We start from the raw sequence: 26,662 nt of genomic DNA, 5'->3' as shown, positions 1-26,662 counted from the left end.
TTACAGATATTAGAAGCCGCCCTAGACTCTGCTCGTTCCCAACGCCCCGCTGGAGGCTGCTGCAATGAGCGAAAGCAAACTGATGGCCATCATGGGCGGGCACCGGCCCCTGGCCGCTCTTTCCAACCCTCGCGAAGCCATCCGGCAGTTCACGCCGAACTGGTTTGCCGCGACCATGGGCACCGGCATCCTGGCGCTGGCCTTGGGCCAACTTCCCTTCCCGTCCCCGTGGGCCAAGGCCGTTGGCGAAGCATTGTGGTGCTTCAACATCGGGCTCTTCATTTTGTTCAGCACGCTCTACGCCAGCCGTTGGCTGCTGTTTTTCAACGAGGCCAAGCAGATCTTTGGCCATTCCACCGTTTCCATGTTCTTTGGGACCATTCCCATGGGGCTGGCCACCATCATCAATGGCTTGCTTCTCTACGGCCTGCCTAGGTGGGGAGCGGATGTGCTTCCGTTGGCGGAGACGCTCTGGTGGGTCGATGTGGCCATGTCGTTGGCCTGCGGGGTGCTGATCCCCTTTATGATGTTCACGCGCCAACAGCACAGCATCGACCAGATGACCGCCGTTTGGCTGTTGCCGGTGGTGGCGGCCGAGGTCGCGGCCGCAAGTGGTGGGCTGCTGGCTCCCCACCTCACGGACGCCGCAAGCCAATACCATGTGCTGATCACCAGCTACGTGCTGTGGGCATATTCGGTTCCGGTGGCCTTGAGCATCTTGGTTATCTTGTTGTTGCGCATGGCGCTGCACAAGTTGCCGCACGAAAGCATGGCCGCGTCCAGTTGGCTGTCGCTGGGCCCCATCGGAACCGGCGCACTGGGGATGCTGGTGCTGGGCACGGATGCCCCTGCCATCCTGGCTGCCCAAGGCCTCGAGTCGGCAGGAAGCATGGCGGCGGGATTTGGCCTCATCAGCGGGTTGTTGTTTTGGGGATTGGGATTGTGGTGGATGGTGCTGGCCATGCTCATCACCGTGCGCTACCTCCGAAACGGCATCCCGTTCAACCTCGGCTGGTGGGGGTTCACCTTCCCGCTGGGCGTGTATGCGGTGACGACATTGCGCCTCGGGGCCACGCTTCACCTGAGCTTCTTCGAAGTTCTGGGCACGGCGCTGGTCGGGTTGTTGGCCGTCATGTGGGCCATCGTCTTTGCCAAGACACTGGCCGGCGCTTACCGGGGAAACCTGTTCGTTTCTCCCTGCATCGCTTCGCTCAATAAGGGGAGTTGATTCACCCTTCGCGTGGGGCAGCGGGAACAGTCTGAAGCGAGCGCTTGGCTTCGCTCAGGACGGACAAGATGCGCTTGGTAACCTCGGGGCTGGTGCAGACCGACAGCGGGCTGGGGTGAGGCATGCCGAAGAGGGCCAACAGAGGGAAGCTCTCCCTGACACTGGGCATGCACTGCTGGGCGACTCGCCCCGCAAAGACGATGGCGTGAAGCCTTGGAAGGCGGGAAAGCACGTCCAGGAGCATCATCGTCCCATCCTGAAGATCTGCCTTCTTAAGTGGTTTCTTAGCCTCCCCTGCCCATGGCAGCCATGGCACTGCGTTCCAAAGGAGAGTCTCGTTCCGCGGCAACGCCGCCTCTTCGAGAAAGCGTTTCAAGTTCCTCTGCGCAGGAACCGGGTTGTCGCGCGACACAAAGCGCGGCGTGGCGGCATGGCGAGCGGGGCTTTCCAGCAACACCATCACCCGAGCCCTTTCGCCCCCATCCAACGGGTCGAAAAACGGCAGCGCTCGACCACGCTGGCATTGGCCTCGGACCCACTGGTTGAGGCTTCGGACGTGAGCACTGTCGACCAGCGTAGAACGGTCTAAGGTGGAATCAGGCATACAAAAGTGGAGTGACCGATTTCATAGCGCCGTTTTGGTATCGCTCAAATGCACTTCCTCGTTTTCCATCGGACATGCCATGCCGAAGAGCGACATCAGGGCCCACCCATGGTCATTCGTGGCCCTTGCTCTTGCTGGACGTTTTGCTGCTGCGTCTGCTCCATCGCCTGCTGGCGGACCTGGGTCTGCTGAATGGCCTCGGCTTGCTGAAGGTTCTGTTGCGCCGGTTCTTGCGCGGCTTGGCGGCCATCGACATGGGCATGAAACATTGGCGCGACTCCCATCCCATGTGGCGCGTAGACCGCAAAGACATTGTGTGCCCCGTCTCGGCCTAGCCCCCCGGTGACCTGGTCCACTCGCTTCAGCAACGGGTCTTCAGTCTGCTGCTTGTAGAGCGAGGCAGTGACGTTCTTGCTCTCTTCATCGTTCCAGTTGCCCGTGCCGCGCACCCAGGAATGGATCTGGTCGTAAGTGGTGTGGTCCGGGTGCGCGGGGTTGTCTGCCAGTAGCGGACCAGCCGCTGCCTTCTCCAGCGCCGGTTCGACCTCTTCCTTGCTCCGACCCGGCCCGGTCACCGACACCGCGCCCAGCGTCGGCACGTGGACCATGGCGGGTTGGCCCAGCTCGGCCTTCGCCTGGCGGAGCTCTTCTGACGTGGTCACCGCGACCTGATGGGCCACCCCGTCCTTCCCGACCTGGAAGTGGGCAACGGGGCTGTCGTAGCCGTAGTTGCCCTGCTCGTCGCGCTGGAGTTGTTGCATCGTGGGGCCGGTGAGCCCGGCGGCCTCCTTTGTCCGCTGGGTGGCCAGCTCCACAGCCTGCAGGTTGTTCTCCTGGACGTTGAGGTCGATGCCAGCGGCCCGGTAGCGATGCAAGAGCTCGCTGTGCTCCATCTGCGCCAGCGTGGGTGCTGGCCGCGACTGGATGGCTGTCAGGGTCTCCTGGGCACGCTCCAGCGAAGGCTGGCGCATCTGGTTTGTCAGCTCCAGCTCCACGGCCAAGTTGCCGCTAGCTACCCCGTCCTTGCCCACCCATTGTCCGGTGTCGTTTCGCTGGTAGAGCTCGCCGTTATGGCCCTGGACCTGGTCGGGCTTGGCCCGGGCGCTTTCCACTGCCGCCGGCACCACCACTCCGTAATCCTGTGACCGCTGAGCGGCATGGTTTTCCAGATAGGCCTGGGCGATGGCCTCGCGACCAGTGGAAATGTTGTTCTCAATCCGAGCCAAGGATTCCTGGTTCAAACGCTGCGCCTGCGCCGGGGTAGCGGCCTGAGGCTCGTAAACACCGTGGTCGTTGGGACCCGCCACGCCGGTCTTGACCTGGCGTTCCCAGGACTCGGTAGTCGGATTGCGCTGCCAGTTCTGGTTGTCCAGTCCCGTCTGGTCGCCAGGCTTGGCCGGGAGATTGAACGGATCCTGCGGCGGCGGTGCCTTGCCCAGCGCCAACTCGGCTGCTTTGGCGTTCGCCACCGCGCCCAGTTCCTGGGACTTGGCGTAGCTGGCCCCCACTGGGGCCTGACTAGGAGTGTCTCGTCCATCGGCCCCGCGCTCGAAAGCGCCTTGGCGCTGCCAATCCCGTCCGTTGAACTGCCACTCCACCCCGGCCTTGTCGGTCTGGTTGTAAATGGCGCGGCTGTCCAACAAGTCAGCGCTTTTGTCGAAGGCCTTGCTCATCAGGACCGCGTCGCCAACCACCAGAGCCGCGGGCACAAAGCCTCCGCTGCTGCCCAGCGCCGCTGCCGTGGACGCACCACCAGCCCAGCCGCCCGCGTTGCGCGCAATGGCGTGCTGCACCTCCGACTGGGCGGCCGTCGTGTTGCCCTGCTCCATCAGCGCGGACGCCATGCGCGCGGTCATGACGGCATCCGCGCCGGTGGTCAGAAGCCCGCCGGCACGCGTCAGGCCCCGAGCAGAGGCCTCTCCCATCAAAAGCTGCATGGCGACATCACCGCGCTGCCCGCGCGGCACACGGATGTTTTGTGCAGCTTCCTCACCCAAGGTTTGCTCAACCTTGAGGATGCCCTGCTCTGACAGCACCACACGTCCGTCGTGATGGGCATTGGCGATGGCAACCGAGAGCCCACTTCGTTGCAGCGTTGGATTCCCTCCACGCGCAATGGCCGTGCTGCTGACCTGGATCTGATCGAGCGCGGTGACAATGCGGGACTCAGAGTTCGCCACGCCTCCCCAGCCGTGATCCACTCCAGTGAAGCCTTTCAGGGCATCGATTTGTGTAGCGTGGGCTTCGTGATAGCCCGGGGTGTCCCGGAAAAAGTTCTGCACTTTCGCGCTCGCCTGTGAGGGCGAAAGCCCCACTGGCGTGTTGGTGTTCAAGTCGCCATTGATCAAGCCGACCTTGATGGTGTCGCGCAATTGCTCCACACGCTGGGCAATGCGATCCAATGCTTCAGGGTCACCACGCAAGGCGGCGCGACCATCCCGAGTCGCCTGGAGGTCGTCCAAGCGCTCAATCACGCCATCTTGGTAGGCACCAAGAGGTCCGCCGCTGTGCGGCGTAATGTCCAACGCCTGCGCGAACTGCGGATCGGACGGCAAGAACAGGCGATTCTCCGGGGCGTGAATGTCGAACCGACCCGTCTCTTGAAGCTTCGCCAGCAACTCGCTGTTCTTGAGCGTCTGCTGTTCGATGTTGTGATGATCTTGAAAAAGCGTCCGATAGTTCGGCATGACTCAGGCTCCTTCCTGTTGGCTTGCGGCTCGCGTCAACGGTTCACTACGTCGTAGAACCAGAGGCCATCCGACTGGCCTTCGGTGCCAATCCCCGCTGCCTCAACAGCGTCCTTGAACACCCGATCGCAAAAAACACCGCCATGGAAGGGAAGCCTGAAAACGTGGGCATCTCCAAGCACGTCGCGCTTGAAAGCCAAACGACTCCCGCCGGCCAAGCTGTAATACTTTCCGTCCTCATAGTCATCGCTGATCTTGATGTCGAGTTCGGACGCGTCCTCGTCCAAGGCATCCAACGTGCGAACGACATCGCAGAGGAAGAACGTCGGCCCCTTGGAGCCATCGGCCAGGCGATAGTCGGCGTCAGCGAAAACGAAGGCATCTGCGTCCACAGACTCCATCACTTGGCGGAGCCGTTCGGAGACCAACCAATAGCCACTGAAGCCGCCCTCCAGGTCCTGCGGCAACTCCCCTTCGCTGGGGTTGTAGACCAAGCGCGGAGTCTCGTGCAGTGGCGGAAACCCACCCTCGTCCGGCTTCAAGATGAGCCGCGGCGGCGACAGCAATGCCTTCTCGTTCTCGAAGACCACGCCGTGGCCTTTTCCGCCTCTGCGGGCATCGGGACGTAACTGGAAGAACTCACCGCCCTTGGGTTCGTTGATCGTCTTCGTTTCCATGCGTTCGGTCTCCATATGGGTGTCAACCCATTGCTCTGCCCAAGAGTCTACCGCCCTACCCTTCGCCATGGACAGCTGAGCGCGGCCCTTTCCAGCTGTATGGATAGCCATACAATGCAGCAACTTCAGACAAGGATAGGACGCATGCGGAAATACGAACTTGTATCGCAGGAAGACGAATGGGGTTGTGCGGCTGCCTGCGTGGCATCGATCTTGGACATCCCATACCAGCGGGCAAAGCGCTTACTGGAGAAGGAAAAGTCAGGCGGAATAGACGACCACCCGGAAGGCTTTGAGATAGACGAGATAGCCAATGCTCTTTACAAGAAAGACGTAAAGGTCGTTGCAGACTGGAACCCTCCCGCGAAGCTGCCCAGTGGCACCATCGTGTGTATCCATAGCCGGGTCAGATATAAGAGCTATCACTACCTGCTCAAGGTTCCAGGCGGCTACATGGACCCTTGGTTCAACTTGAAAGATGGAGTCATGGAAGCGCAACTGCGCGCGGAACTCCCCAAAGGGACCAAGCTTGTAGTGGCCCTTATTCCGAGCAAGAAATAAGGCTTTTGAGAGGAGCCGTGGCTTGGTGGATGTGAACCTCGGAGCGGCAGCACGGGACTGCCGCTGTCGTCTGCTTCTAGGGACAGGTATGAGGGGGCGGGCTATGCCCACCCCCTACTGGCCAGGCTGACGTGCTGCCGTCCACCGATGACCAGGTGGTCGAGGACGCGGATGTCCAGAAGCGACAGCGCCTGCTTCAGGCGTTCGGTGACCCTGCGGTCGGCTTCGCTGGGCTCCGGGTTGCCGCTCGGGTGATTGTGAAACAGGATGACTGCGGCAGCGCTGAGCTCAAGAGCGCGCTTTGCCACGACTCGCGGGTGGACATCGCACCCGTCGATGGTGCCGCTGAAGAGGTGCTCGGTGGCCAGGATGTGATGCTTGGTGTCGAGGAAGACGACCCCGAAGACTTCGTGACTCAGATGTGCGCAGCGGGCAACCAGGTAGTCGCCGGCCTGCTCGGGGCTGTGAATCCGCCCTTGGCGTTGAAGGCGCTGTTCCAAGATGGTGGCGGCTGCGAGCAAGATGCCCTCCTCGTCCATCTGAAGTTGATACTGGACTGCTCGGTCTTGGGTGCGCTTCATCGGTTTGTCTCCACCAGCGCGTTGTGCGCCTCGTGGGAACCGACAGGCGAAGCGTCCGGCCCGACCGCACCCGGGAGTGAGCACCGCGCAAGCGGCGCGCAGCGAAGGGCCGCAACAGAGCGTCAGCGTCGAGGAGGAGGCCTGCCCTTGCGGGTAGGGACAGCGGAGCCAGGATTTCCTTTAAGAGGCCCAGCGCTGGTGGAGAAAACACCATGCATGCCAACAAGGCTTACGGGCCAAACGGCGTGCGGATTGACGAAGCGACTGACGTTGTCAGCAGGCTATGGCTGGGTTTTGCAGCCATTGATGAAGCCACTACCTAGCTTTGCTTGCCTTACGCACGCATCACTGCGCACGAGAAGCACGCAACCATCGGGATGGCCTTGGCAACACTCATGAACTCAGACTTGGTTTTCGGTGTTTTCCAGTCCGTGCCAGGACAAGATTTCCTCGGCCCGACGGCCGACGAACTGTGCGTCTTCGCTCGTCGCTGCCTTGCTCTCGATGGCAGCGGCCATGACTGTAAAAGCTCGCCAAAAGTGGCGGCGATCAGGACTCGACGCCCGCAATGTCGGAACGGCTGCATCCAGGCGTTCGAGGTGAAGGCGAAGCTCGGCTCTGTCCATGGGCTTGAGTATCAGCAGCCTTGTCGCACTGCTTGAGACGCATCCACCAAGGCAGCGCGGAATCAGTTCCGGGTGCCGGCGTGACGCTGCTCAAGCGTCACGCGGGGTGAGCGACCATCGGTCCCGCGTCCGGCAAAGTCAGGTTGCGCTGCAGGCGTTCCGTGGCCTATAGGCCTGACACCGCTTAGGCTGTCAGGAAGTTCTGAGCCGCGCGACACTTGTCACCTACGCAATTGAAACCCGGCTTGGCCGAGGCCGAGCGGCTGGGTCTTCGTAAGCACCTTGATTCCAGGAGTGATAGCGCCAGGGCACGACATCCTCCAAGAACGTGATTGCTGGCGCGATAGTGTGCGTAGCTATACCTAGCGCGCATCAAGGCACACGTTCAAAAAACACCGTGTCGCGTTGACCCCTGACGAACATCGAAAACGTCGCGCTGCCATCCGGACGAACCTGCATGGCGGCTTGGCCGTCGCTGAGCTGACGGCAATATCCACGGTCATTAGCGCCGATCCATGCAGTCAACGCACCATCGACGCGGCCGGCGTATCGCAACTCGACTTGACAATCCCTGGGAGCGCCATAGCGCAGGCGACCAAGCACATCCCCAGGCCGGACGCTGGTCGCAACAATCTCTAACTGTGAGGCCATGAGGCCCGCACCTCGCCAGCGACCGGCTTCGGCCAACTCTGCCCTTTTCTGGTCTAGGGTGACGACCAGAGGCTGCTCATGTCCCAGCACTGTGAGCTCTATGCTCTCTGCTGTCTCATCCATCACCCGAAGCTGAGCCTGTTTACCGGTCTGCACGTCGCAGAACTTGCCACCATTGCGCGACAGCATTGCGTAACCATCGTTCTGCGCCCGCAACTCCAGAGAGCAGTTGAAGGGAGGCCCAAACCGCAAGTCCGCGGTCTGCGGGCCACCAGCACCTGTAGCGCGCTCACTCAAGCGGACATAGACCGGGCCTGTGGCTTCGCTCGTGCGCAGGATTCCGCGCCAATCACCGGCTGGAATGCCATCAGCCGGAGCTGCCTGAGCGATAGGTGGCTTTATACAACTCGCCAAGACTAAAGCGACGCGAAAGATGTGATTCAGAAATTTTCCTTCATTAGACATTGGCGCCTCTCACCAAGTTAGACAGAATGAAATCATCAATTACGGCGTTGCTCACACGCTGCCATTGGCAGCCAGGGGGGCACGTATATGATGACCATGAGTCGCTCTTGGGACCGAGACGTTTAGCAAAAATTTCAAAGCCACCTCCCGGCACGGCATGCCGTCACCCAGCAACATCAGTGCGGACTCGGTGCTCGGATTGCCCCCCCCCATGGAAGCCCGATACAGCACTGGCTGCTGACGAACAGCGCGCGGTCCGCACGCAGGTAGTCCAGCACCACGCCCTCAAAGGGGTCCATGTTAGTTAACTCCCGTTTTTGGCCGCCTTATTTACCGAGATAATACTAACATCTGATTGATTATTTAGGAACGGTACACCTTAAAAGCTAACATAAGAGCTGTTTTAGTTAGCTTATTTGCATTAAACAGTACAATAATGCCAGGGCAAATCACTCAAAAATATTTCGCCAACCAGATCTAAATCATTGAATTACATGGATCTGCCGGGTTGGAACCGGACATAATAATTTTGGCGCAAGTCCATGTGGCACCGTTGCGGTAGAGTTTGCTTCAGGAAAAGAAAAAAACAGCCCGTTTTGATTGACGAATTTCCGGGCTGTTTTATCACTACTTCCATTGAAACAATGGAAGCAAGCAATGTCCTCTATCGTCCAGCAACAGCTCCGCGATTACATCACCTCCCCGTTTGGGCTCCTACAAATCAAGGATGTCCATGTCGGCAACGTCCGGGCCTCCGAAATCAACATTACGGGTCGCGAAGCCGCCATCCACGCCCTGGAGCTCTTTGACCGCGCGGATGAGCGCTCCCGTAGAGTGCGCCTCAGTAAGAATCGGACGCTCTACCCCGAGCCCCTACCCCTCTGCTCTCCTGCTCGACTGCTGTCGGTCGAGATCTCGGACTACCTCGGCCATCGCGAGCGGTGCTGCCTGGCAAAGGAAACCGTCGACGACACGGCTCGCACGCTGAAGCTCCTACGGATTGCCTGTGGTGACGTTCCTGTCTCGCGCATCGACCACGCTCACATCTACAAGCTTTGGGACCTGATGCGTTGGGCACCCCCGCTCTTGCTGTCCGACCTTAAGTATCGGGACTACACGTTCGAGCAGGCGGTTGCCCGTGGCAAAGAACTTGGCGTGACGCCGCCCGCTCCCGCCACGCTGGAGAAGCACCGGCGGTTCCTGGTGACCTTCTTCAGCAATCTAGTAAAAGCCAAGGCGATTCCCATATCGCCAATGGATGCGTTCCCGAAAATCAAGAAAGACCTGGTCGTGGACACGAACAAGCCCCAGCGCTTGTTCGACGAGGAAGAGCTTCAGCGCATCTTTTCACCCAAGACGTTCCCGGCCTGGGCCAAGAAGTATCCGCATCGGTGGTGGCTGCCCATGATCTCGCTCTACACGGGCGCACGCATCAACGAGCTCGCTCAATTGAAGGTCGCGGACATCGTTGAGGAGGCCAAGGTCTGGTGTATCCGCATCCAAAAAACGGTCGACGCCGATCTCAGGCATAAGGATCGAGACAGGAGCCGTCAAAGCCTAAAAGGCAAAGCAGCAGTTCGCACGCTGCCCATCCCGAAACCATTGCTGGATGCTGGTTTCCTGGATTTCATTGAGGACATCAAGGCTACTGGCCATCCCAGACTCTTTCCGCATCTGTCTGCGGGCGTGAACCGGGAAACGGGTGAGACCAATGCGCGCTACAGCCAAGGCGCGGTGAACCAGTTCAGCAGCTACATGAAGACCTTGGGCTTCGGAAAGGGGATCGGCGCTCACACCTTCCGCCACACGCTTGCCACCGAGCTTCACCACAAGAACGTGTCCGACCAAGACATCGCCCTCATTACCGGCCATTCGCTGCGGAAGAACGTGCCCGTCTTGCATGACGCGTATTTCCACAAGAAGCCCAAGCTTGCTCGGGCCACGCAGATCAGAATTCTGGCGAAATACAAGCCGCCGGTCGAGTTGCCCAAGTATGAGCGTGGCCAGTTTTCGGAGTGTTTGGCGGACCCGAGCAAGTTTTACCCCTGACCGTGCCCTGCCCTGATGTCCGGTTTTGCAACCTTGTTGCGGTGCTGTCGCCACCGCTATGTCGCCTGCTTCGCCCCCCGTTGCTGGGCAACTGAAGACGGAGGCCAAACGACTGACGCAGCCGGCTCAAACCTCAACGCCCTTCTCCACCCTTCCTTCTCCACCCTTTCGGAATTCAATCATGAGCATCACCAGCACGCCTACTGCCGAACATCTGTCCTCTCTCCTCAATCAACGCCTACCTGGCAAAGTAACCTTTCGAACACCTCGCAGCACCGCAAGCACAGCATTTGTTATGAATGCCGAATCTCACCGCCAACGCCCGCAGCGTCTTGCTGAGAGCGACCTAGCGAAGATTTTCGCATCTCCGGCCTACGATGAATGGGCAGCCAACGAACCGCTACTTTTTTGGGCACCCTTGCTCGGACTCTACATGGGTGTCCGGGCATCGGAGGCGGCTGCGCTGTCTATCGACGACATCATCGAACCCGCCGGGCTGATGTGCATCGTGCTCAAGAATCGAGCTGCGCCGGAATCGGAAAGCGCCACTGCCTCCAAATACCGAACTCGACAGAGGCATAACACAGGGTCAATTCCGGTGCCGAAAGTGTTGCTTGATGCCGGGTTTCCGGACTACGTCGCAGCCATCAAAAACAAGGACGGGCGGGAACTCTTTCCCACCAGCCAGAGGGAGCGAACAGCCGACACAGCCGCATGGCTTAGGAGCAAGTTCGCTCGATACTTGCGCTCTCATGGCATCAAAAAAAGCGGATTCTCAGCGCTACGCCAGACCTTCGGGGAGCGCTTGATGGATGCTGACATCAGCTGGGCTGATAAAAGGGAGTTGGCCCGAGCGTCAGAGCGCCACTTCCCGGCTTTTACGTGGTTCTTTTACCCAAGTTGTCGGATGAAAAGCCTAAAAAAATCGCTGAATAAGATCTCCTGTGGTGGGCTGACCTTGCCACGCTTTATGGGCGACCAGGTGCTTGTGCGCACGCATGGGGCTGCCCGTTACAGGTGACTCCCCCGCCTCTCCGCTACGGCAACGAGAATGTGGAGGTCGGCCACCAGCCTCCTGGCGATGCTCAATTAGCCGGCCGAGATGGACTCTAGGATCAAAATTTGGTTGGACTTTGCTGGCATTCCTATTGCCGTCTTGTCCGAAGTCTAGAGGCCAGTGCCCTGAATCCTCGGAACGCCTTCGGATCCTTTCGCCATCAGGTCCTTGAGGCTTTCCTGGTCAAAAAGTGGAAGATGGGTCGCGGGTCCAAGTAAGGCGCCAAACGCATGGCGCTCTCCTGACAGGCTCTTGCTGACTACTCCGCGAATGACTGCCCCATCGCCTCCGAGAATCGGACTACCACTCATCTTGCCAGGGATCCTCGCGTCGAACTCAAAACACGGGCCGGGCGTAGACACAGAGCGCGTCTGAGCATTGTCCAGATGGACAGCGGTGGTCGTGCCAACCGAGACGTATAGGTCTTGGCTAAACTGGCCCAACACGACTGCACCATCCACATAGCGAACCGGGATATCGTCCATCTCCGCATAGCCAATCGCAAACACCTGTTCCGACACTTCTACAGGCCTGAGTGAAAGGTTCAGGGGCTGATACGCCCCACCTGGATGCGGCAAAAGCCGGCATATAGCCACATCGGTGTCAAAATCCACCCGATCCCGTTCGTGGAAGAGCGGACTTTCCTTCCAGCCTCCCCAGAACCTACTGGACTGAAATGGGGCGAACCGGACAGCGCTTGGGCCGTAGCTCGTAGACGGCAAGGGAAAGAGAACTCCCATCTGAATATTACCGTCAAAACGGACTGCTCCATTTTCATTGATAGCACCGCCATAACCAGAATCTTCTGGGTCTAGGAGCACATGGGCTGCCGTCATGACCAAGCCGGATGCACTGATCACGAAAGCAGTTCCAATGACTCGAAGAAAAGAAGCTCCGGCAACAAGGGCAACAACAGGAACAATGCTTTGTTTAAGAAAGCTGTTGGTAGAACCCGTAGACTCAACAAGCTGCCCGAAGCTAAAACTCCTATGAGTCGTCGGAAACTCGAACCGGTTCGCTATCCGAAAATAGTCCTCCCCATATCCCTGCGCAGGCAAGAGCTTTAAAGGACGCAACTGAGCGATCTTCCACTCGCCTACCGAGCTCTTCTCCCAAAGCGTCTTCAGAATCTCCACGCCCGGCTCGACTGACATTGAGCATCACTCTGAGCCAACAGGCATGACAACGTTTCCGCCCATAGAAAAAGTCATTTCAAACACCTTTTCCCCCGTCCCCTGGACCACGCAGGCTGCTCGCTCCAGACTCCCCATTGGCACGTTTTGTTCAAAATATTTAATGAACATCTTCATGACTTCAAAAACAGCTGCGGGCGTTGGTTTGGTTCCAGGCATGTCAACAATAAGATGACTACTTCTTAGAATACCTTCGCCAACTGCCTTATAATCGAAATTTATTTGATACACAACTTTTGCTCCCGCCTTATTTGCAGATTCCATATGCCTACCCACAAGTTCCTTTGAGAACATCGGGCTTGCTGCCTTTTGAGAAATTTCTTGCGCTACCAAAGCAGAGAAAAGCGCCAAGGCATGGGCTTCTTGCTGCCGCTCTGGCCGCCATGCGCCCTTACGGCGAACATTGTTGTGAAAGTAGATTCCGCGCTGTTCAACCAGATGATCTATCAATCCATCAACACTATCTGGCAACGACAGCAGTTCTGATAGCTTATTGATTCGAGCAACATCAAAGCTCTTAAGATGCTCGAATGCTTGATGCACCATATTCTTGAATTCAACATCTGCCTTGAGAACGCTCTTAAGGGCGACGGTTTTGAAATGTCCGCCACCATATAACGCCTCAATCAATAGAAAATAGTATCTAAATGAGTCTATGTATCGCTTCTCACCCATTGCATGGCGAGCACTTGATACTAAAGTGGCTTCAAAGCGGGGCCCGGAGGTCCCTTCGGCGCAAAAAATAGCTCGACTCAATAAATCGAAGAGAATTGGAAGATTAGGGACGTGCCTTCCCGACTTGAATGACTTAACTTCTATTTTTCCATCTTCTTCCGGCGTCTCCGCCTCGTAGAATGCCTCAACTTCGTCCATCTCGAGTGCAATATCAAAGTAGCAACTGAGGAAAGCCATTGCATCGACGAGCTGCACTCGAATAAATTCAACATTATGATCTTCATTCACCAGACGGAAATTTCCTCCCGGCTCTTGCACTAATTTAGGCGCCAAGTTTACCGGCTGGCCGGAAAAAACAACCTCCAGCGCCACGGCGATTCCAGCCTCTTCGCGAACTCGGCATACCCCTGCTTGAAATGGGATCTCCCAATGGTCGGGGATGATGATCCGGCGGGTGAAAGGAATGACGTATCGGGCGCGCATTCGGAATCACTTATGGTTAAGGGGATTCACTTCTTTTCGAGCTTTTTCTTGACCAATGTGACAACTTGAGCTCGTTCGTCACGTGACAATTCGGAAAGCGCCAACACCACCTCTGCGGTCGCTTCATCTTCCGCCACCAAGTAAGCCATAGGCACTCCAAGTGTCTCGGCCAGCTTCCCTAGCCCATCCAGGTCAATGCCACTGGTCTCGTTCTCATAGCGATTGACCCGGCTGCTGGCCAACTTCTTATCAAGCCCCATCAGCACCCCCAAAGCCCGCTGGCTTGGGATGCCTTGCAGTTCCCGAGCCTGTTTCAGGCGGGCAGCAAAGAGAGCTCGGGGAGAAGCCTTCGGCACGTGAACGAATGTTGAAAAGTTGGCCGGACAGCATGACTTGCTCCTCCACTGCATGGCAGACTCTTCATGAAATGTAGCACCCTCCACCAACACACGGGGATTTCATGGACATCGCAAGGATCGCAGGCGCAGCCCTGCTCGCATTGACCGTGGCCGGCGTCGCCCAGGCCCAGGACTCACAAGAACAGAAGCCGGGCTTCTTTCGCCAGCTGGGCAAAGGCTTGGCAGATACTGGCAAGCAGATGGTGGGCATCAAGCCGAACGCCGGCAGCAAGGCCGGCAGTCAGGGAACAGGCTCGATCTACACGCCGATCAATGGCGCCGGCAAGCTGCCCAACTTGTTCAAAGGCGATAACCACCAGCAGGCCCAGCTCGGGAAGTTGGACTGGCCCCGGGTCGCGCTGACCTTCACCGAGTGGGGCACCTCACTTCCCTGTTGGACTGCGGAGGCCCGCATTTGGACCAGTCCTACAGCTTCGACGACCGAGACCTTCCGCACCTGCTTCGATGCCGCAGTGACCGAGACCGACGACCTGGGTGAGACGGCGGAGCTCAACAGCACTGCGCTCTGGAAGGGCCGGGACACGTTGAGCGGCATCCGAGTGCCGCCCAGCAAGCCCAACACGGGCGGTCAGCGCTCCACGGGTCCCAACCCTCCGGCCCAGCCCTTTGTCGTCAACGTTAGCCGCCCCGGCGTCGCTGATCGCGCGGTGGACGTGTCGCTACGAGTTGCGTGGGTAGCCGGCTTCATTCAGACCGCCGACCTGCACCCGGGACCCTCAGGAATGCTGACGCCCTTCAAAGACACCAGGCTCTGGATTGCTGCCTTCAGGCCCGACGGGAATCGCGACAAGTAAGGCCCTCTTCGCCTGCCCTTCCCATTACCCAGCAAAAGGAACGACATGAAAAACGCATGGATCGGCCTGGTCGCGTTGACCATGGCCTTGGGCCTCACTGCCTGTAGTGGCAAGCCCTCGTCTGACAAAGCCAAGGGAGCGTTCGTCAGACTGCTTCAACAGAGTGGCGCTGGCCAGGTCACCGACATCCAGAACTTCGAACTCACCGGCTGCGTGGAAGCGGAAGGCGCCGAGGGCTACCGCTGCGACACGCGCGGCCAGGCCGTGCTCAACATTGAGGGCCGGCAGGTGCCTGTCCCCGTGAGCAAGAACCTGCGCTACGCCAAGAGCGACGGCACTTGGAGGGCCTACGCCAAATGAAGACCCAATCAAATTCGATGGTGGGAACGGCAGTCGGCGCCGTAGGCGGCTTCCGCGAAGACGACGCCGTGCGCGCCATCCCCAAAAAAATCATGACGCCACACAATCGCTTCTTCTGGTGGTTCTCGCTGAGCCTGCTCTTCCTGGGCCCGTTCGGCTTCATCGTCGGGCCACTCATGGCTCGACGGGGTCTGCGGAAAGCAGATCGTCTCTACCCACAGGAGGCTTACGCGGCTCGACGACGCGACCAAGGGTTTACAGCTGCGCAGTGGTGGGTGATGACCCCGCTGACCGTGATGGCGGCTTTTTGGGTCACCTCGCTGCTCAGTGGGCTCCCAATGGTGCTGCTGGTGTTGTGGCTGCAATTGACCCGATGAATTTTTATAAGCACCCTGCTCTTCCCGGGCCGTTGGGCCTCATCGTCGGGCCGCTGATGGCCCAACCGCAAGCCGGAAGGCAGCTCGTCTCTACCCGGCCGAAGCCCGTGTGGCCAGGCGCGGGATAAGGGTTTCGCCTGGTGGCAGTGGTGGGTCACGAAAGTGCTGACCCTGATGGGCGCCTTCGGAGGCTTCGCACTGATGAGTGGGCTGCCGATGTTCCTGTTCGTTCTCTACGCCCAACTGACGGCATAAGGGATGTCAGCCGACCAATGATTTTCAGACGACCGTTTGGCCGACAGCAAATAGCCCGGAAAATCCGGGCTATTTTGTTAGGAGCAAGAGCGTTAGAGCCATATCACCAAGCTGACTTAACGCCCATTCCTTCAACAGTAGCGATACCGTCCAGACCCTCAAGGGAAGTGACATCTGCCGGATTCATCAGCTCGGCAAGTAAAAGACCGTTCGCTGCCATCTCCGTCTCCAGCCTCCGCACACCCTTCATATGACGAACCGAGGCAATCAGCTGCTCGCGGCGCTGCACATCGCGTGCGAAGCCGGGCTTTAAAACTAGCGCAAACTGCATGGCCGTAACTCCTACTCAATGGGCGCGCCCGTGATTTAGGGCTGCCCCTACCCTACCTCACTTCGCCCTCCGTTTCAAGGGGCCTGCACTAGCCCAGCTCCGACGTCTGCTTCCCCACCTGCCGTAAGCGCCACCGCAGAGTCGATGAGCCTTTCCCAGAGGTCGCCCCCTCTCAATGCAGGGTCCGACTCAGCCCAAAGCGCCGCGACTCCAGCTACATGCGGCGCAGCCATGCTTGTTCCATTTAGCGAAAAAAACTTTCCTTGGCGATAGGAGGACAAAATTCCAACGCCAGGTGCGGACAGATTAATGACCCCCTGATCAACCTTTCCACAAGAAAACGACGCAACAGTCATTTCTTTGCCCACTGCGGCAATCGACATGATGGAATCGCAAGCCGCTGGATTTCCGACTGGAGCAACCGTGACAGGACGACTGCTCGCGTTACCGGCAGCCGCCACGACCAGCGACCTAATGTCATTCTCAAGAAAGGACCTAGCCAGCGCTTCATATTTGGCACTAGCGGGCGAACCCGCTTTACGAGGTGCACCCAGACTCATGTTTATGACATCTGCGCCCCTGTCGGCGGCCCAGTTCATCCCCTTCAATATCCACGAATCGTAGCCAGAGCCACTATTGGCAAGGACCTTTACCACCAAGAGCTCACAATCTGGCGCGACCCCATACCGCACACCTGAGGCAGAGTAGCGAGGACCAGCGACGATTCCACACACATGAGTGCCGTGCCCATGCTTGTCTACCGCATTCTCACCGGTCACAAAGGACATTACATTGCTGCGCTGGATTCTCTCCGAAAAATCCGGATGGCTCGGATCGCACCCAGTATCCAGAACAGCTACTTTAACCCCACGTCCTGAATACTGGCACAGATGAGCACCGATGGCTTCGATGCCCCAAGTCGACCCGCTCATTCCTGCAGAAAAAGGATCGAAATCCCCTAACCCAACGACATCTTCCAGGGAAATCGGCGGAGGGACGTGGCAAAGCTCATTTTCGAAAACGGCGTATCCCCTACTCTCAAGATCAGACGCCTGTTCAGGTGAGAGGTCGGTTAGAACAACGCCTATGTGCTTCAGCACTTCAACTGGCGGATCCTCCTCGAATTCTGGAGGTATCAAAATCGATGCATCATTGTCTCCACTAAGACAGTTAGCGAAAGAAATATGACGCACCGATGCGATTACACCGAGGGATTCATCCAATGGACAGCCAACAGGGGGAACGACGATGAACTTTTGAGGCCTCAGGCCCACGAATTGCCGATCCTCGGGACGAGCGGCCCACGCATCCATGGGCTCGGATTTCTCGTCAGAAACCCAAAAATCACCACTCTCAACTGATTGCATACCCCCCCCTTAATGTTCGCTATAAAACCCTTAAAAAATTTTAACCATTCAAAGAGTGCTTGGACCTGAGATTCCATGTAATAGCATTTACTCCAGGAGAATGCTTAGCCAGCCCCTTCAACTTCTCGACAATCGTAAACTCCCTACTGTAAGTCGCATGATGTTCATCATCTAGCTCATGCCCAACAATCTGCGCGCGCAGTTCGGACACGACACCAGCGCCCTGAAGCTCTTGGATAAAGGTCTTCCTGAGCGAATGGAAGCCTCGTTTCGCGGGCGCCCAGTCCTTGCCTACCTCGGCCAAGTGCCGACTGAAGGCCTTGGTGATCCAGTTGCCCTGCCCGTTTACAGCAGTGGCCTTAGCAGCCGGGAACAACCTCGTTTCACCGGCCTTGCGCTTGCCATCGACCCATTTCAGGAAACCCATCTTGAGTAGCTCTGGATGGAGCGGGACCGTCCGAAGGCTTACCTCGGTTTTCACTTTCTGATGCTCTCCCTCGTCAGAGATACGAATGCACGGGATGCCTTCCTCTTCGAACACGTCCTTGATAAGCAGTTGGCCGACCTCCGACGCTCTGGCGCCGGTATAGAGTCCAATGAGCGACGCCCAGCGAGCCGACTCTGACAGCTTGGCCAGCGCATTAGGTGCAAAAAGCGCCTGAATCTGGGCACGATCGTATGCCTTGAAGCCCAGTTTCTTCCGAGCCCGCTTCTCGCGCTGTGAGTAGCTCACGTGGCCACTGGCGGGGTTGTCGCCTCGCGGGTAATGGCCTGACGCCATGGCCCATTCGAAGAACCCGCCCTTGCCGCCGATATAGGATTGCTTATTCGTGAGCGTCGGCGTAGATGCACCTTTTTCCCGCATGTCCTGATACCAACGCGCCAAGTCTGACCGGGTGATGGCATGGACCTTCATCATCGGCCCCAGGAACGCCACCAACGCCTCGATGGCCGTCTTCTTGATCGTGTAGGTCTTGGGCAACGTCGAGCCCTTGAGCGTCGCCAGGAATGCGTCACGGGCTTTGCCCAGCGTCATTGTTTCGATGGCCGGTGTAGAAGCCTGCTTTACTGAGCTGGGGTGCGGGGCGGAGCCGAACATGGTCGGCACGGCACCCGGGCGGGCCCGAGCCTGCAAGGCAGCGCCGGCCATCGCTTCCAACTCCATGAGCTGCCGATACAGCTTCAAGTCCTTCGGGCTGTCGATCTGCCACTGCTCCGTCACCGTGCCATCCGGCTGGCGGGTGCGGTTGAGCGTCAGGTCCTGAAGATTTTCTGCGCTCGTCAGACGCGCAATGAGCAGATCCGCGTCCGACTTGCTGAGCTTGGCCACGCGTTGATCCTTCAACTGTGCGAAGAGCCGAGCATAGCCCGCCCCCAGCACGACCGCACGCACGTGAGCCTGCGGCAAGTCCTTCGTTTGCAAGGTGCGTTTGATAAGCCGGCAGTCCATCACGGTTTGCAAATCGATGGGCACACGTTGGACGAACGACCAGCGGCCGGTGGATGACCGGCTCAAATGATGTGGGATACGCATGCGAGTGTTTTCCTCTGCATGCTTCCTGCCTCCAATCAATTCGTCTAAAAAATTAGTGAATAAAATCAATAACTTAGACGTGACTGGCGGAGAGAGTGGGATTCGAACCCACGGAAGGTTTGACCCTTCGCCGGTTTTCAAGACCGGTGCCTTAAACCGCTCGGCCATCTCTCCGATGCTGCTTTGCGCGACCGCCGAAGGCGTCGGGTGATCACGCTTGCGCCACATGCGAAACGGGTGACGTCTGTCCATGGACGCTGCATTGCGCGCTGCCCTCGACCCGGGATTGCTCCCGGGCGCGCATTCTCGCATGCCCGGACGCGCTTTGCTAAGCGCCGCGTGTCGTTGAGCTGCACAGCGCTGCAAAGCGGTTCCGTTTGCCAGGTTACGCAGCATTTCCGATTACGCAGCGCTGCCAGGCGACACAGCGCTGATGGGCCGACATCGGAAACCCGGATGTCGACGACCAGGCACAGCGATCAGCCGGCTTCGGCCACGGCCAGGCGCGGTGCGGTTGCGGCCGCACGCTTGAGCTTCTCGGCCAGCTCGGCGCAGTTACCGCCGCAATCCAGGCGCGAGCGTTCGATTTCCTGCGGCAGGTGTTCGGCCAGAAAGTCGATGAACACCCGCACCGCCGGCAGCAGGCCACGGCGCGAGGCGAATACCGCGTGGCAGATGCCCTGCGGCAGCGACCAATGCGGCAGCACCACTTCCAGCTCGCCGCTGCGCACAGCCTGGGCGCACACGGTTTCCGGCAGCATGGTGATGCCGAAGCCATCGCGCGCCATCGACTGCAGCAGCGGGAAGTCGAAACCGGCCAGGCGCGGCTGCAGGTCCACCCGGCGCATCTCGCCGTTGGGGCCGTGCAACTCCCAGCGCTGGTGCGCTTCGTCCTCGCTGGTGCTCATGGTGGTGTGGTTGGCCAGCTCGCTCGGGTCCTTGGGGCGCCCGGCGCGGTCCAGATATTTGGGGCTGGCCACCAGCAACTCCTGCACCTGGCCGAAGCTGCGCATCACCAGGCTGCCGTCGTCGTCCAGGCGCGAGCGCACGCGCAGCGCGATGTCGTAGCCCTCGTTGATGACATCGACGCGGCGATTGCTGATGTTGAGCTGCAGCCGCACCTTGGGGTACTTGGCCAGGAATTCCGGCAACAGCTTGGGCAACTGGATCTGCGCCAGCGAGACCGGAACGCTCACGCGGACAAGGCCGCGCGGCTCGGCGCTGAGACGGTCCACCACCTCGCGCGCGGCCTGCGCTTCGGCCAGCATGGTCTGGGCATGCCGGTGCACGCTGGTGCCGACATCGGTGACTGCAAAGCGGCGCGTGGAGCGCTGCAACAGGCGCACGCCCAGGTCGGTCTCGAGCTGGCTGATGCGGCGGCTCAGGCGCGACTTGGGGATTCCGAGCGCACGTTCGGCTGCGGCGAAGCCGCCGTGGTCCACCACCATCGCGAAGTAATACAGGTCATTCAGGTCGTGCATGGCGCAGGCATCCATGGATAGAACGATAAGTGACATTTAATCACCTTTATCCCAACAGAGCAACGACCTGATACACCAGAAATGTAGTTTCATGCAATCAGGACCGCGAACTGCTGCACTCCGAGCTCCATCGGTTTCGCCACGGTAAATGCATAGCTGGCGGCGCGTGGCTGGGGTGGAGAAAAAACGCTAGAGCGCTTCGCCACGATCGGCGACGCAAAAGGCCGCTGCATGAACATGCAAACGGGGCCATCGCTGGCCCCGTTCCTGTTCCAGGTTTGTCAGTGACGCGGCGGCACATCTGGCAGCCCAGCAGCCGCGCGGGCACCACTGCTTAAGTGACTGACGAACGCGGGAGCGGTCGTCAATGGGAGCTGACGGCACACGCGGCACCGCGTATCACAGCTGCACGACAACGCCGGGCATCGGCCGCGCCCGCCTGACAGCTGCGCTGCGCGGCAATTGCGCCAACCGCTCCTACCCGATCCGCTCGATCCCGCCCATGTACGGACGCAGCGCCTCGGGAACATCGATCGAGCCATCGGCGTTCTGGTAATTCTCCATCACCGCGATCATCGCGCGGCCCACGGCGGTGCCGGAACCGTTGAGTGTGTGCAGCAGTTCCGGCTTGCCGCTGGCCGGGTTACGCCAGCGCGCCTGCATGCGCCGCGCCTGGAAATCGCCACAGTTCGAGCACGACGAAATCTCGCGGTAGGTGCCCTGCGATGGCAGCCACACTTCCAGATCGTAGGTCTTGATCGCGGAGAACCCCATGTCGCCGGTGCACAGCAGCACCTTGCGATACGGCAGGCCAAGTTTTTCCAGCACCACTTCGGCACAACGCGTCATGCGCTGATGTTCGGCATCGCTGTGTTCCGGGGCGCAGGCGGTGACCAGTTCCACTTTTTCGAACTGGTGCTGGCGGATCATGCCGCGCGTGTCGCGGCCGCCGCTGCCGGCTTCGGCGCGGAAACACATTGAGTGTGCAGTCATGCGCAGCGGCAGACGCTCGGCGTCGACGATCTCGTCGCGCACGATGTTGGTCAGCGGCACCTCGGAGGTAGGGATCAGGTAGCGGCGCGATTCACCCACTTCGGTCTGAAACAGATCGTCCTCGAACTTGGGCAGCTGCCCGGTGCCGCGCATCGACTCGGCATTGACCAGCAGCGGCACGTTGGTTTCTTCGTAGCCATGCTCGCCGATATGCAGGTCGAGCATGAATTGCGCCAGCGCGCGGTGCAGCCGCGCGACCGGCCCACGCAGCACGGTGAAACGCGCACCCGACAGCTTGGCAGCGGTCTCGCCGTCCAGCCAGCCGTGCGGCGCGCCAAGTTCCACATGGTCCTTGACCGGGAAATCGAACTGGCGCGGCGTGCCCCAGCGCGCCTGCTCGACGTTCTCGCTCTCGTCCTTGCCCTGCGGCACATCGTCGGCCGGCAGATTGGGCAGGCCCAGCGCGATGGTCTCGAGCTTGGCGCGGATCACGTCCAGCGCTTCTTCGGAGGCCTTGAGCTCCTCACCAAAACCGGCCACCTCGGCCATCAGCGCAGTGACATCCTCGCCCTTGGCCTTGGCCTGCCCGATCGCCTTGGATTTGGAATTGCGCTGGCTCTGCAGTTCCTGCGTGCGCACCTGGATGCGCTTGCGCTCGCTTTCCAGCGACTCCAGTTCCGCGGTGTCCAGGGAGAAACTGCGCGTGCTGCGCAGGCGCTCGGCAAGGTCGGCGGGATGTTGGCGAAGCAGGGCCGGATCTAGCATCGGGAGTCTGTGAGTCAGTGGGAAGCGCGAGATTATCGCCTGTTCCGCCACCTGCTGCGATCGATTCACCGCCGCTATGCCAGAATTGGCCCGATCCTTCAGGTGAGCCCTATGCCCGCGCCCCGCCCTGCGTCCGATCGCCAGATCGTCCTGCGACTGCCCCGCCACACCCTGAAAATTGCCGGTATCGCCTTCGTTGCCGGCCTGTTGTTGTTCCTGCTGGTGTGGGCCACCGGCCGCAAGGACGACTTCTACAAGGCCTCGCCGGCCCACCCGGCTGCCGGTGTGCAGGCCGACGACAGCATCCAGCCGCTGCCTGCGCCGCTGCCGGCCCAGGACGGCGCCAGCGACATGCCGCAGGCCAAACCGCCGGAAGAAACGCCGACGCTGGTGGAGACCGTGCCGCCGGCTGCGCCTGCCCCCATGCCGTTGCCTGAAGACGCGGTCCCCGGTGCGCCGGGCAGCGCGGCCCCGGCAAACGCCGCGGCTGCAGGCGGAGATCGCCCGGTACCGATGCAGGGCCAGATGCCGCCGCCGCGCTATCCCTCGGCGGCGTTGCGTCGCGGCGATGCCGGCGACGTGGTGGTGCGGGTGGACGTGGACGCGGCGGGCAACCCGGGCGGAGTGACGCTGGTGCAGCGCAGCGGCTCACGCGACCTGGACCGCGCCGCAATGGAAGCGGTGCGTCGCTGGCGCTTCCATCCGGCACAGCGCAATGGCCAGCCGATTGCCGGGAGCCTGGATATCCCGTTCGAGTTCAAGCCGGCGCAGTAAGAGGCGCGGCGGTGGGATGCGTCGGTTGCCCCGCACGCCGACGACGGCCCACCTGCCGCAGGCGAGGAGAGCGCCGTGGGTTGACCGGAGATGGCGGATCGAACTGGACCCGGCACCGGCTTGACCAAGCTGAATGTCTACCGCGCGTTGAATCCTCCTGAGTGCCCTGCCTTAGCTGCGCCTCAGGCAAGGCCGACCAGACTGGTCACGTCATCCCAAAGATGCGCCAGGAGGCCGGCCATGTCCTTCATCTCCAATCCCTCGCCACACCCCACGCAGGCATTGCCGCAGCGCTCCGCGCACACCGACGACCACGTCCACGACGACGCTGCCGATGGCGCCTCGCCCTGGCTGTGGGCGACCCTGCTGGCGGTGCTGGTGGTGGTGCCGACCTGGTGGTGGGCCCGACACAGCGACGAATCGTTCGCGACCGACACGCGCCCGGCGCCTGCGGCCAGCCGCCAGATCCTGCCGACGTCGGAAGGCCCGCGCGCCATGACCATGATTGCGCACCAACCCGTACGCGCGCCGACCAGCACCGAAGAAGCGATTCCGCTGCCTGGCAATGCGATGCCACGCTATCCCTCAGACATCGCACAGGCCGGTATCGAAGGCAGTCGTACTGCGCGCCTGCAACTGGATGTGCAAGGCCGGGTGAGCGATGTGAGCATCGTCGATCGCAGCGGCAGCAACGACCCGCGCCTGGATGCAGCGGTGATGGACAGCTTGCGTCAGTGGCGCTTCGAGCCAGCCACCCGCGATGGCCATGCAGTGGTCAGCAGCGTGCAGGTGCCGGTGGAGTTCACCGCAGAGCGCTGAGTGGGATCACCACTCGAGTGGGCTAGCGGTATCGCCGCACTGACTGCAAGGCGACACCCGGAACCTCGACTGACAGGCGTTGCGCGCCAGCGCCGCCTCGACCGGCAATCCTTGCCGGCCAAGAACTACCGTTTTTGTTCAAACGCTGTCTGTCTACTCAGGCTGTTTCAAGCCCGAAACCGGAAACCCGCGCCAGGCTGTCGAACCCCGGGAACGAGGTGGCGACATTGGCCACGTCGTTGACCCGCACGTCGCCGGTGGACAGCTGGCCGGCAATGGCAAACGCCATCGCGATGCGGTGGTCGCCGTGGCTTTCGATCACGCCGCTGCCGATGCTGCCGCCGTGAATGGTGGCGCCATCGGGGGTCTCATCGACCTGCACGCCGAGCGCGCGCAGGCCGGTGGCCATCGCTGCAAGGCGATCGGATTCCTTGACCCGCAATTCGGCAGCGCCACTGACCACGGTCTGCCCGGTTGCCGCCGCAGCGGCCACGAACAGGGCGGGGAATTCGTCGATCATGTCCGGCACCAGCGCTTCGGGAATCTGCGCGCCCTGTAGCGGCGCATAGCGTATGCGCAGATCGGCCACCGGCTCGCCGCCATGCTCGGCATGCTGTTCTTCGGCAATATTCGCGCCCATCAGCCGCAGTGCCGCCAGCAGCCCGGTGCGCCTTGGATTCAGGCCCACCGCACGCAGCAGCACGTTCGAGCCGGGAATGATGCTGGCTGCCACGATGAAGAACGCCGCCGAGGAGAAATCCGCAGGCACCGCGATATCGGTCGCGCGCAGGCGCTGGCCGCCGCGCAGGCGGGCCTTGCCGGGCGAGAATTCGATCTCCACGCCGAATGCGGACAGCATGCGCTCGGTGTAGTCGCGGGTGGGATGCGGCTCGGTGACCGAGGTTTCGCCCTGCGCATACAGGCCTGCCAGCAACACGGCGGATTTGACCTGCGCACTGGCAACCGGCGAGACGAAGTCGATGCCGCGCAGCGTCTGCCCGCCATGCACGCGCAGCGGCGGGGTGCCGTCGTCTTCGGTGTCGATACGCGCGCCCATCTGTGCCAGCGGGCCGGTCACGCGCCGCATCGGGCGCTTGGACAACGATGCATCGCCGACCAGCGTGCTGTCGAAGCGCTGCGCCGCCAGCAGGCCGGCGAGCAGGCGCATGCCGGTGCCGGCATTGCCACAGTCCAGCGCCTCGCTGGGCGGTTGCAGACCATCCACGCCCACGCCGTGCACGATGCGCTGCGACGCCGACGGCGTGTCGATACGCACGCCGAGCTGGGCGAAAATGGCCGCGGTGGACCGGGTGTCTTCGCCTTCGAGAAAGCCATCGATCTGCGAGACGCCATCGGCCAGGGCGGCGAACATCACCGCGCGATGCGAGACGGATTTATCGCCGGGAATGGCCAGGCTGCCCTGCAAGGCGCTGCCCTGCCGGGCGATCCAGTGCTGCGTGCTGCTGCTCATGCGTGTGATCCGATTGCTGCGGCATCGCCCTGTGCGGCGATACGCGTTGGAGAGTGTCGTGGCGCTGCCGCCACCTCGGCCGGCGACGGCATGCCGGTCAGGACTGCGCTTGCCGGACGCGCCCGCTCAGGGAATGGCGACCGGGTACGAGCCCAGCACCTTGATCTGTGCCGAGTGCGCTTCCAGTTCGGCCAGCGCCTGCTTCATCGCCTCGTCCTCCACGTGGCCGGCCAGGTCGATGAAGAAGCCATATTCCCACTTGGCCTGATGCGAGGGACGCGACTCGATGCGGTTCATGCTGATGCCATGCCGCGCGAATGGGCTGAGCACGTCGAACAACGCGCCCGGCTTGTCGTGGATGAACACCAGCACCGAGGTGCGGTCATGCCCGGAGGTGGGAAAGATCTGCCGGCCGATCACCAGAAAACGCGTGGTGTTGTCGTCGTCGTCCTCGATCGACTTCATGATGACTTTCTTCAAGCCATACACATGCGCAGCGCTTTCGCCGCCGATCGCCGCGGCATCTTCGGCATTGCGGGCGCGGCGCGCGCCTTCGGCATTGCTGGAGACGGCGATCTTCTCGACCTTGGGCAGGTGCGACCGCAGCCAGCCGGCGGTCTGCGCAAACGACTGCGAATGCGCGTAGATGCGCTCGATGTCTTCCAGCCGGCCATTGCGCGAGAGCAGGTACTGGTGCACGCGCAGCTCGACTTCACCGCAGATTTTCAGGTTCGAGGTCAGGAACATGTCCAGCGTGACCTGGATGGTGCCCTGGCCGGAATTTTCCACCGGCACCACGCCGAAATCGGCATTGCCCGCTTCCACTTCCTGGAACACCTCCTCGATGGTGGCCATCGGCAGACCCACCGCCGACCGGCCGAAGTGCTTGAGCACCGCCTGCTGGCTGAAGGTGCCTTCCGGGCCGAGATAGCCGATCTTCAGCGGCTCCTGCTGGGCCAGGCACGCGGACATGATTTCGCGATACACGTGCACCAGCACTTCATCGCTGAGCGGGCCTTCGTTGCGGTCCACCACCATGCGCAGCACCTGCGCCTCGCGCTCGGGCCGGTAGTAATCCACCGCCGCGGCGAGCTTGCCCTTGGCCTTGCCGACCTGATGGGCAAAGTTGGCGCGCTCGGCGATCAACGCCTGGATGGTGCGGTCGATCTCGTCGATCTTGGCGCGCACATCGGCCAGCACCGGTGCCGCCGTGGCCGGCTTGATCGCGTGCTTGTCTGCAGCGTTGCCGGCAGCCTTGGCGGCGGACTTGCCTGCCGGTTTGGTCTTGCCGCCGGTGGCGGCACTGGGCTTGTTGGACTTGGGAGCCATCGCTCGGCATTCCTTGAAATTGCGGCGCATGCGCCTGCGCGGCATGCGCCGCGGTC

Annotated in this window: 25 protein-coding genes, 1 tRNA gene and 1 pseudogene; 10 read left to right on the top strand and 17 right to left on the bottom strand. The window is 60.7% G+C overall.

Going from position 1 to position 26,662, the window contains the following annotated elements:
- Nucleotides 1-64 precede the first annotated feature (64 nt).
- Nucleotides 65-1,228 (top strand): TDT family transporter, encoded by a 1,164-nt coding sequence (locus tag CPBF1521_RS08535; protein ID WP_115676715.1) that lies wholly within the window; start codon nucleotides 65-67, stop codon nucleotides 1,226-1,228.
- Nucleotide 1,229: 1 nt separating this feature from the next.
- Here CPBF1521_RS08535 and CPBF1521_RS08530 read toward each other — a convergent pair whose 3' ends face one another.
- The 3 genes from CPBF1521_RS08530 to CPBF1521_RS08520 form a co-directional block, all read right to left on the bottom strand.
- A complete protein-coding gene (locus CPBF1521_RS08530) occupies nucleotides 1,230-1,832 on the bottom strand; it encodes a uracil-DNA glycosylase (RefSeq protein ID WP_115676714.1) in 603 nt (200 codons plus the stop codon).
- Between the two features lie 95 nt (nucleotides 1,833-1,927).
- Complete coding sequence (locus tag CPBF1521_RS08525; RefSeq protein ID WP_115676713.1) at nucleotides 1,928-4,519, bottom strand: XVIPCD domain-containing protein; 2,592 nt, start codon at nucleotides 4,517-4,519, stop codon at nucleotides 1,928-1,930.
- Nucleotides 4,520-4,554: 35 nt separating this feature from the next.
- A complete protein-coding gene (locus CPBF1521_RS08520; protein ID WP_115677077.1) occupies nucleotides 4,555-5,196 on the bottom strand; it encodes a DUF1629 domain-containing protein in 642 nt (213 codons plus the stop codon).
- A gap of 144 nt (nucleotides 5,197-5,340) precedes the next feature.
- Between CPBF1521_RS08520 and CPBF1521_RS08515 the strand changes: the two genes are divergently transcribed.
- Nucleotides 5,341-5,757 (top strand): hypothetical protein, encoded by a 417-nt coding sequence (locus CPBF1521_RS08515; RefSeq protein ID WP_223571228.1) that lies wholly within the window; start codon nucleotides 5,341-5,343, stop codon nucleotides 5,755-5,757.
- A 101-nt stretch (nucleotides 5,758-5,858) separates the two neighbouring features.
- Here the strand turns inward: CPBF1521_RS08515 and CPBF1521_RS08510 are convergent, their stop codons facing one another.
- The 3 genes from CPBF1521_RS08510 to CPBF1521_RS08500 form a co-directional block, all read right to left on the bottom strand.
- On the bottom strand, nucleotides 5,859-6,338 hold the full coding sequence (locus CPBF1521_RS08510; RefSeq protein WP_115676712.1) for a JAB domain-containing protein: 480 nt from the start codon (nucleotides 6,336-6,338) through the stop codon (nucleotides 5,859-5,861).
- 401 nt (nucleotides 6,339-6,739) lie between these two features.
- Entirely contained in the window at nucleotides 6,740-6,964 is a 225-nt protein-coding gene (locus CPBF1521_RS08505) for a hypothetical protein (RefSeq protein WP_047128362.1), read from the bottom strand.
- Between the two features lie 372 nt (nucleotides 6,965-7,336).
- Nucleotides 7,337-8,080 carry a hypothetical protein gene (locus CPBF1521_RS08500; RefSeq protein WP_235858416.1) on the bottom strand — a complete coding sequence of 248 codons (744 nt, stop codon included), beginning with the start codon at nucleotides 8,078-8,080 and terminating at the stop codon, nucleotides 7,337-7,339.
- A 657-nt stretch (nucleotides 8,081-8,737) separates the two neighbouring features.
- Here CPBF1521_RS08500 and CPBF1521_RS08495 point away from each other — a divergent pair.
- Together CPBF1521_RS08495 and CPBF1521_RS08490 are read left to right on the top strand one after the other, a co-directional pair.
- Nucleotides 8,738-10,129: a site-specific integrase gene (locus CPBF1521_RS08495; protein ID WP_181901168.1), complete on the top strand. Its 1,392-nt coding sequence runs from the start codon at nucleotides 8,738-8,740 to the stop codon at nucleotides 10,127-10,129.
- Nucleotides 10,130-10,310: 181 nt separating this feature from the next.
- The gene (locus CPBF1521_RS08490) at nucleotides 10,311-11,150 is read left to right on the top strand and encodes a site-specific integrase (protein WP_235858415.1); all 840 of its coding nucleotides are present in this window, start codon (nucleotides 10,311-10,313) and stop codon (nucleotides 11,148-11,150) included.
- Nucleotides 11,151-11,296: 146 nt separating this feature from the next.
- On the opposite strand, the gene CPBF1521_RS08485 is transcribed toward CPBF1521_RS08490, so the two are convergent.
- Genes CPBF1521_RS08485 through CPBF1521_RS08475 form a run of 3 tightly spaced genes read right to left on the bottom strand, consistent with a single transcriptional unit; the run spans nucleotide 11,297 to nucleotide 13,893 of the window.
- Nucleotides 11,297-12,322 (bottom strand): S1 family peptidase, encoded by a 1,026-nt coding sequence (locus CPBF1521_RS08485; RefSeq protein ID WP_181901167.1) that lies wholly within the window; start codon nucleotides 12,320-12,322, stop codon nucleotides 11,297-11,299.
- Nucleotides 12,323-12,346: 24 nt separating this feature from the next.
- A complete protein-coding gene (locus CPBF1521_RS08480) occupies nucleotides 12,347-13,537 on the bottom strand; it encodes a hypothetical protein (protein WP_147295424.1) in 1,191 nt (396 codons plus the stop codon).
- A 26-nt stretch (nucleotides 13,538-13,563) separates the two neighbouring features.
- A complete protein-coding gene (locus tag CPBF1521_RS08475) occupies nucleotides 13,564-13,893 on the bottom strand; it encodes a helix-turn-helix domain-containing protein (protein ID WP_181901166.1) in 330 nt (109 codons plus the stop codon).
- 104 nt (nucleotides 13,894-13,997) lie between these two features.
- Here CPBF1521_RS08475 and CPBF1521_RS08470 point away from each other — a divergent pair, with 104 nt between their 5' ends.
- The 4 genes and pseudogenes from CPBF1521_RS08470 to CPBF1521_RS21640 all read left to right on the top strand — a co-directional run bounded on the left by CPBF1521_RS08470 (nucleotide 13,998) and on the right by CPBF1521_RS21640 (nucleotide 15,742).
- On the top strand, nucleotides 13,998-14,750 hold the full coding sequence (locus CPBF1521_RS08470; RefSeq protein WP_115676708.1) for a hypothetical protein: 753 nt from the start codon (nucleotides 13,998-14,000) through the stop codon (nucleotides 14,748-14,750).
- 45 nt (nucleotides 14,751-14,795) lie between these two features.
- Entirely contained in the window at nucleotides 14,796-15,110 is a 315-nt protein-coding gene (locus CPBF1521_RS08465) for a hypothetical protein (protein WP_039405423.1), read from the top strand.
- Nucleotides 15,107-15,487 carry a hypothetical protein gene (locus CPBF1521_RS08460; RefSeq protein ID WP_181901165.1) on the top strand — a complete coding sequence of 127 codons (381 nt, stop codon included), beginning with the start codon at nucleotides 15,107-15,109 and terminating at the stop codon, nucleotides 15,485-15,487. Before CPBF1521_RS08465 ends, CPBF1521_RS08460 begins: the two co-directional genes overlap by 4 nt.
- A pseudogene (locus tag CPBF1521_RS21640) lies at nucleotides 15,484-15,742 on the top strand (hypothetical protein). Before CPBF1521_RS08460 ends, CPBF1521_RS21640 begins: the two are co-directional and overlap by 4 nt.
- 103 nt (nucleotides 15,743-15,845) lie before the next feature.
- On the opposite strand, the gene CPBF1521_RS08450 reads toward CPBF1521_RS21640, so the two are convergent.
- From CPBF1521_RS08450 to serS, 6 genes are all read right to left on the bottom strand, one after another.
- Nucleotides 15,846-16,073, bottom strand: coding sequence for a hypothetical protein (locus tag CPBF1521_RS08450; RefSeq protein ID WP_115676706.1), 228 nt, complete (start codon nucleotides 16,071-16,073; stop codon nucleotides 15,846-15,848).
- A gap of 74 nt (nucleotides 16,074-16,147) precedes the next feature.
- Nucleotides 16,148-17,296, bottom strand: a complete 1,149-nt coding sequence (locus CPBF1521_RS08445) for a S8 family serine peptidase (RefSeq protein ID WP_181901164.1) — start codon at nucleotides 17,294-17,296, stop codon at nucleotides 16,148-16,150.
- 184 nt (nucleotides 17,297-17,480) lie between these two features.
- On the bottom strand, nucleotides 17,481-18,974 hold the full coding sequence (locus tag CPBF1521_RS08440; protein ID WP_181901163.1) for a site-specific integrase: 1,494 nt from the start codon (nucleotides 18,972-18,974) through the stop codon (nucleotides 17,481-17,483).
- A gap of 84 nt (nucleotides 18,975-19,058) precedes the next feature.
- A tRNA-Ser gene (locus CPBF1521_RS08435) sits at nucleotides 19,059-19,148 on the bottom strand.
- Nucleotides 19,149-19,453: 305 nt separating this feature from the next.
- Nucleotides 19,454-20,470: a LysR family transcriptional regulator gene (locus tag CPBF1521_RS08430; RefSeq protein ID WP_016903391.1), complete on the bottom strand. Its 1,017-nt coding sequence runs from the start codon at nucleotides 20,468-20,470 to the stop codon at nucleotides 19,454-19,456.
- Nucleotides 20,471-20,932: 462 nt separating this feature from the next.
- Nucleotides 20,933-22,213, bottom strand: a complete 1,281-nt coding sequence (gene serS, locus CPBF1521_RS08425; protein ID WP_115676704.1) for a serine--tRNA ligase — start codon at nucleotides 22,211-22,213, stop codon at nucleotides 20,933-20,935.
- A gap of 111 nt (nucleotides 22,214-22,324) precedes the next feature.
- On the opposite strand from serS, the gene CPBF1521_RS08420 reads away from it, so the two are divergent.
- Together CPBF1521_RS08420 and CPBF1521_RS08415 are read left to right on the top strand one after the other, a co-directional pair.
- Nucleotides 22,325-22,987, top strand: coding sequence for an energy transducer TonB (locus tag CPBF1521_RS08420; protein ID WP_181901162.1), 663 nt, complete (start codon nucleotides 22,325-22,327; stop codon nucleotides 22,985-22,987).
- 351 nt (nucleotides 22,988-23,338) lie between these two features.
- Complete coding sequence (locus tag CPBF1521_RS08415) at nucleotides 23,339-23,806, top strand: energy transducer TonB (RefSeq protein WP_104648570.1); 468 nt, start codon at nucleotides 23,339-23,341, stop codon at nucleotides 23,804-23,806.
- A 157-nt stretch (nucleotides 23,807-23,963) separates the two neighbouring features.
- Here the strand turns inward: CPBF1521_RS08415 and aroA are convergent, their stop codons facing one another.
- Both aroA and pheA read right to left on the bottom strand, forming a co-directional pair.
- The gene (aroA, locus tag CPBF1521_RS08410) at nucleotides 23,964-25,277 is read right to left on the bottom strand and encodes a 3-phosphoshikimate 1-carboxyvinyltransferase (protein WP_115676702.1); all 1,314 of its coding nucleotides are present in this window, start codon (nucleotides 25,275-25,277) and stop codon (nucleotides 23,964-23,966) included.
- A 126-nt stretch (nucleotides 25,278-25,403) separates the two neighbouring features.
- On the bottom strand, nucleotides 25,404-26,606 hold the full coding sequence (gene pheA, locus CPBF1521_RS08405) for a prephenate dehydratase (protein WP_115677073.1): 1,203 nt from the start codon (nucleotides 26,604-26,606) through the stop codon (nucleotides 25,404-25,406).
- Nucleotides 26,607-26,662 lie beyond the last annotated feature (56 nt).

It is taken from the genome of Xanthomonas euroxanthea, from assembly GCF_900476395.1.
Classification (GTDB): Bacteria; Pseudomonadota; Gammaproteobacteria; order Xanthomonadales; family Xanthomonadaceae; genus Xanthomonas; species Xanthomonas euroxanthea.
This window is presented reverse-complemented; position numbering and strand designations above follow the sequence as displayed.

Coding starts and splice junctions, on each gene's coding strand:
- CPBF1521_RS08525 (WP_115676713.1), bottom strand. CDS start 4,519: ATGCCGAACTATCGGACGCTTTTTCAAGATCATCACAACATCGAACAG.
- CPBF1521_RS08490 (WP_235858415.1), top strand. CDS start 10,311: ATGAGCATCACCAGCACGCCTACTGCCGAACATCTGTCCTCTCTCCTC.
- CPBF1521_RS08480 (WP_147295424.1), bottom strand. CDS start 13,537: ATGCGCGCCCGATACGTCATTCCTTTCACCCGCCGGATCATCATCCCC.
- CPBF1521_RS08465 (WP_039405423.1), top strand. CDS start 14,796: ATGAAAAACGCATGGATCGGCCTGGTCGCGTTGACCATGGCCTTGGGC.
- CPBF1521_RS08520 (WP_115677077.1), bottom strand. CDS start 5,196: ATGGAAACGAAGACGATCAACGAACCCAAGGGCGGTGAGTTCTTCCAG.
- CPBF1521_RS08515 (WP_223571228.1), top strand. CDS start 5,341: ATGCGGAAATACGAACTTGTATCGCAGGAAGACGAATGGGGTTGTGCG.
- CPBF1521_RS08440 (WP_181901163.1), bottom strand. CDS start 18,974: ATGCGTATCCCACATCATTTGAGCCGGTCATCCACCGGCCGCTGGTCG.
- CPBF1521_RS08495 (WP_181901168.1), top strand. CDS start 8,738: ATGTCCTCTATCGTCCAGCAACAGCTCCGCGATTACATCACCTCCCCG.
- CPBF1521_RS08460 (WP_181901165.1), top strand. CDS start 15,107: ATGAAGACCCAATCAAATTCGATGGTGGGAACGGCAGTCGGCGCCGTA.
- CPBF1521_RS08430 (WP_016903391.1), bottom strand. CDS start 20,470: ATGGATGCCTGCGCCATGCACGACCTGAATGACCTGTATTACTTCGCG.
- CPBF1521_RS08470 (WP_115676708.1), top strand. CDS start 13,998: ATGGACATCGCAAGGATCGCAGGCGCAGCCCTGCTCGCATTGACCGTG.
- CPBF1521_RS08535 (WP_115676715.1), top strand. CDS start 65: ATGAGCGAAAGCAAACTGATGGCCATCATGGGCGGGCACCGGCCCCTG.
- CPBF1521_RS08450 (WP_115676706.1), bottom strand. CDS start 16,073: ATGCAGTTTGCGCTAGTTTTAAAGCCCGGCTTCGCACGCGATGTGCAG.
- serS (WP_115676704.1), bottom strand. CDS start 22,213: ATGCTAGATCCGGCCCTGCTTCGCCAACATCCCGCCGACCTTGCCGAG.
- CPBF1521_RS08510 (WP_115676712.1), bottom strand. CDS start 6,338: ATGAAGCGCACCCAAGACCGAGCAGTCCAGTATCAACTTCAGATGGAC.
- CPBF1521_RS08500 (WP_235858416.1), bottom strand. CDS start 8,080: ATGTCTAATGAAGGAAAATTTCTGAATCACATCTTTCGCGTCGCTTTA.
- pheA (WP_115677073.1), bottom strand. CDS start 26,606: ATGGCTCCCAAGTCCAACAAGCCCAGTGCCGCCACCGGCGGCAAGACC.
- CPBF1521_RS08420 (WP_181901162.1), top strand. CDS start 22,325: ATGCCCGCGCCCCGCCCTGCGTCCGATCGCCAGATCGTCCTGCGACTG.
- CPBF1521_RS08530 (WP_115676714.1), bottom strand. CDS start 1,832: ATGCCTGATTCCACCTTAGACCGTTCTACGCTGGTCGACAGTGCTCAC.
- CPBF1521_RS08505 (WP_047128362.1), bottom strand. CDS start 6,964: ATGGACAGAGCCGAGCTTCGCCTTCACCTCGAACGCCTGGATGCAGCC.
- aroA (WP_115676702.1), bottom strand. CDS start 25,277: ATGAGCAGCAGCACGCAGCACTGGATCGCCCGGCAGGGCAGCGCCTTG.